Annotated in this window: 4 protein-coding genes; 1 reads left to right on the top strand and 3 read right to left on the bottom strand. The window is 62.1% G+C overall.

Features of this window, described 5'->3' with window-relative positions; all coding sequences use genetic code 11:
- Positions 1–25 precede the first annotated feature (25 nt).
- Together A2J01_RS34220 and A2J01_RS34215 are read right to left on the bottom strand one after the other, a co-directional pair.
- Complete coding sequence (locus A2J01_RS34220) at positions 26–847, bottom strand: ABC transporter ATP-binding protein (protein WP_064114452.1); 822 nt, start codon at positions 845–847, stop codon at positions 26–28.
- Complete coding sequence (locus tag A2J01_RS34215; protein ID WP_007733528.1) at positions 844–1,923, bottom strand: ABC transporter substrate-binding protein; 1,080 nt, start codon at positions 1,921–1,923, stop codon at positions 844–846. The genes A2J01_RS34220 and A2J01_RS34215 overlap by 4 nt, the downstream gene beginning before the upstream one ends.
- 277 nt (positions 1,924–2,200) lie before the next feature.
- Between A2J01_RS34215 and A2J01_RS34210 the strand changes: the two genes are divergently transcribed.
- Positions 2,201–3,163, top strand: coding sequence for a sigma-70 family RNA polymerase sigma factor (locus A2J01_RS34210; protein ID WP_064114451.1), 963 nt, complete (start codon positions 2,201–2,203; stop codon positions 3,161–3,163).
- Here A2J01_RS34210 and A2J01_RS34205 read toward each other — a convergent pair.
- A partial coding sequence (locus A2J01_RS34205) for an FUSC family protein (RefSeq protein ID WP_064114450.1) occupies positions 3,139–4,302 on the bottom strand: 1,164 nt, incomplete at its 5' end. The two genes, A2J01_RS34210 and A2J01_RS34205, sit on opposite strands and share 25 nt — an antisense overlap.

The raw sequence follows: 4,302 nt of genomic DNA, 5'->3' as shown, positions 1-4,302 counted from the left end.
GACCACCTCCGGCGTCGCCAATGCGCTAGACATGTGCAACCTCCTTGGCAGGATCGAGTTCGCCGGCCCGAGCGCGCTCGACTTCACCGTGCAGCAGCGTCCAGATCCGGTGCCGGAACACTCGGAACTCCTCACCTGATCGCACGTCGTCGCCGGACCGGTCGATGTCGATGTCGACGATCGTCTTGACGCGCCCCGGCCGCGAAGTCAGTACTGCAACACGTTGCCCGAGGTAGATGGCCTCGTCGATTCCGTGGGTGATGAACAAGATGGTCTTGCCGGTGGCCTTCCAGATGCGCAGAAGCTCGTCCTGCAGCGACTCTCGCGTCTGTGCGTCCAGCGCAGCAAATGGTTCGTCCATCAGCAACACTTCGGGGTCGAATGCCAGGCTGCGGGCGATCGCGACTCGCTGCTTCATTCCACCGGACAACTCGTGCGGATAGCGATCCGCGAAACCTTGCAGACCGACCAGTTCGAGGTAATGCTCGGCGAGCTCGCGTCGCTCGCTCTTCTTCACGCCCTTCGCTTCGAGTCCGAACTCGATGTTGTGACGTGCAGTTCGCCATGGAAGTAGCGCGTATTGCTGGAAGACGATTCCCCGATCCAAGCCTGGGCCCGTGATCTGCTTGCCGTCCAGAAGGATTCGACCGGAAGTGGGCGAACTGAGTCCTCCGAGGAGGTCCAGCAGAGTCGACTTGCCGCAACCACTCGGCCCGACGAGGACCAGGAACTCCCCCGGCGCCACGTCGATGTTGATGTCCTCGACCGCGGTGAAAACTTCGTCGGCCCCACGAATGTCGAACTGTTTGGTGACGTGCTCGAGCCGTAGTTTCGGTTCTGTGCTCATTTTGCTGCCTCCAGTGCCTGTCCGTCAGCGCCGCTGTCGGGTGAATACGTTCCGTTGGCGTACGGGTTGAATTCGTTGGTGTAGATGTCCGACGGCTTCAACTTTCCTTCTTCGAGTTCGCCGTTACGGGTGAGCCAGTCGATCCACGTGCTGATCTCGGTATCGGTGATCGTTCCGCCGGGGCCGGCGACTCCTGGGCTCTTCCAGTAGCTGATGAGCTTGGTGTCCTCGTTGCGTCCGCGGCTGTTGATGATCGACGTCAGCTTCGCGACCACTTCTTCTCGTGGGTGTGTCTGCGTCCAGCGGATGGCCCTCGCTGTTCCCTGCACGAAATCGGCGACCGCCTCCTTGTTCTGCGCGATGTAGTCGTCACGGAACACCAACGTGCCGTAGGTGAACGAGCCGAACAACGATTCGTCCGTGAACAGCTCGCGAAGGCCACCACGTTCGAGCGCGGAGTCACGGAAGACCGAGCCGAGGGTGGCGACGTCGATCTGTCCCTGCCGCAAAGCTTGTTCCGTGTTGACCGGCGGAACCACGATCAGTTCCACCTGCTTGATCTCGTCCGGTGTAAGCCCCTCCCGCGCAAGCCATTCACGCACGACGAACTCGTGGTGCGCACCGAGGGTGTTCATCCCGACCTTCTTGCCGATCAGGTCCTTCGCCGATTTGATCGGACTGTCGTCGAGAACGTAGTACCCGTTGAAGCTCTCCTTGTCGGAGCCGTAGTACCCGATGACCGAGGTGATCGGTGAACCCGCGGAAGCCAACTTCACCACCGCCCCGTTGAACGCTCCGCCGAACTCGGTTTGACCGGTCGCTGCGTTCTGAATGCTCTGAGGGCCGCTGGTCGTATCGCCGATCCAGTTGAGCTCCACGTCGTTGAAGTAGCCGAGGTCAGCGGCCAGTTCGGGGTAGATGACCTGTCCGGTGCTGCCCTCGTACCGCAGGACGGTCTTGCCGTCGGCGGTCTTGACCACTTCGTCGGAGGAGCCCGAGCAGGCAACGGCAAAACTGGACAGAGTGACAAGAGCGACGACCGCGGCTACCGAGCGCGCGAAACGAGGGCGAATCATGAAGTTGCTTCCTGTAGAAGATGATTGGTTCAGTTCTCGGCTACACCTGTCCGGAGCGCCGTGTGCGGCGCTCGGCACAGGCAGGTGTGGGGAATGTCAGTTCAACGACAACAGTTGAGCGACATGAGCGGGAAAGACCGAAACACGTGAGACTCCAATGAATGTGCAGACAGGATCGAGCCGTGAGCAGTGCCGAAACCATACGTCGGCACCCACTACCTGGGTCAACGGTTACATTCATGCCGGATTTAATGTGTGAGGTCCGTATCATGAGGGCATGCTTTCGCCGACGACTGCGCAGGACTTCGAGCAACACCGTGGCCACCTGACGTCGGTGGCCTACCGTCTCACCGGAAGTTTCAGCGACGCTCAGGATGCGGTGCAGGAGGCATGGATACGCTTGCAAGTCGCACAATCGAGACAAGGAAGCGACCTCGAGATCCGCGAGCTGCGCGGATGGCTCACCACTGTTGTCGGTCGGATCTGCCTCGATCATCTCAAATCGGCCGCGGTCAGAAGAGAAAGCTATGTCGGACAGTGGCTTCCGGAGCCGATCGTCACGCCCGTCGACGCCACCTCGGGCACACCCTCAGCGACACCCGATCCGCTGGAGTACGTCGTGACGCAGGAACAGAATCGTTTTGCTGCCCTCGTCGTCCTGGACACCCTTACTCCCGCTCAACGCGTTGCCTTCGTCCTGCATGACGGCTTCGACGTGCCCTTCGCCGAGGTTGCGCGCATCCTCGACATCGAAGTAGCCACTGCCCGTCAGTTGGCCTCGCGGGCCCGTAAAGCCGCAGCGTCGGCGCCGGTCCCGGTCAGTAGCGAGGAGCATGCTGCTGCCGTCGAGCGATTGGTGACGGCTATCGCGAGTGGAGATCTGAACGCCGTGATAGGTGCACTCGATCCCGATGCCGTCCTGATCGGTGACGCAGGCGGAACTACCCGCACGGCTGTCAACATTGTGCGCGGCAGCGATCGTGTCGCGCGGTTCTATCTGGGATTGGCCCGCAAGTACGGACCGGCGGCGTTGTTCTCGATGTCGCCAGTTCTCGTCAACGGACAGCTCGGCGGTGTATTCGCCGGCTCACCAGGGGATGACCAGTACCCGCAGTTCGCCGCTCGCGTTGCCGGCTTCACTGTCCGCGACGGAATCGTGTGCGCGGCCTACGACATTGCGAATCCAGCCAAGTTCAGCGCTGTGCCGATGCTCGATCACACCGAACCCGAACGCAAGTAGCGAGACTCCCATTCCTCGAGGTGTGATCTGGACACCTGCGTGCCGAACCACAGTCGGTGCAGTACATCCGATCCCAGATGGTGCAATTCGGTGTGCGTCCTCCACTGCTGCGACGCCCACTCGGGTTCGTTGTGGGCGGCGTCGATCCCGGCCATCGCGCTACCTCGCAGTTCGAAGTCCAGGTCCCGTCGAAGCTCCGAAAGCTCCGACCAATTCGCCTGTGGTGCATAGTGCCTCGCGCGAATTTCGGTCAGTAGCTTGAACAGGACGCTACTCGCCCGTTCGTCGACCCAGATCAGAGTGCGTCGATGCGCACCGCGCCCCACCGTCCACAGGACCACCAACGCCACGACGACGCCGATTGCCGTCTCGAGCATGCGGCTGAGGATCAGATGTCGGACGGTCCCGTGCGCACCACCGGCCGCGCCGAGGAGAATCGCGAGGGCGGTGATGAAGATGACGGCTATCCCGTAATTCCGCACCAGGAACAGCTCGATCCCCGCCATCAGGACTGCAAGTACCGCCACCAACCACAGACCGGTCGGACTCCAGGAGTAGATGGCACCCAACAGAATCAACCCGAGGACGGTCCCACCGATGCGGTGGATTCCGCGATAGGTGCCCAGTATTCGGTCCGGTCCTTGATGAAGGACCATCGCCGCGGCGATCACCGCCCAGTCCGGGCGATCGATGCCGAGCAGGACGGTGAGGGTTCCCGCCGCCATACAGGCAATGGACAGCCGAAGTGCCGTCACCGACGCTCGGCTGGACCGATTGCAGGCGCGGAGGAACCGATATCGGATCGTCGGGTCGGGCAGAGGCGGGTGAGCACCGACGTCGTCGACGTCGAACGCGGGGTCGGCCATGAGTTCCGGATCGTGGTCGTCGGAGATCGCCCTGGCCATCGAGATCTGCGCTCGTTCGAGTTCACGGGTCAACGGGTGGTCTTTCCCGACGATTGCGCCGCGGTAGAGGCACTGCCACGCGTCGTGCAGCCGAAGTGCTGCAGCGTGGCGTTTGTCTCGCGTGAGTTCGGGTGGGGCGTACGTCGCCTGAGCGTCCGTGTACTCCGCAACGGCCGAGACGGCTGCCTGTACAGCGCTGCGTTCGACAGCTCTCGGTGCCCACAGGATTCCCGT

This window comes from Rhodococcus sp. EPR-134, assembly GCF_001647205.1.
In the GTDB taxonomy this organism is placed as follows: Bacteria; Actinomycetota; Actinomycetes; order Mycobacteriales; family Mycobacteriaceae; genus Rhodococcus_F; species Rhodococcus_F qingshengii.
This window is presented reverse-complemented; position numbering and strand designations above follow the sequence as displayed.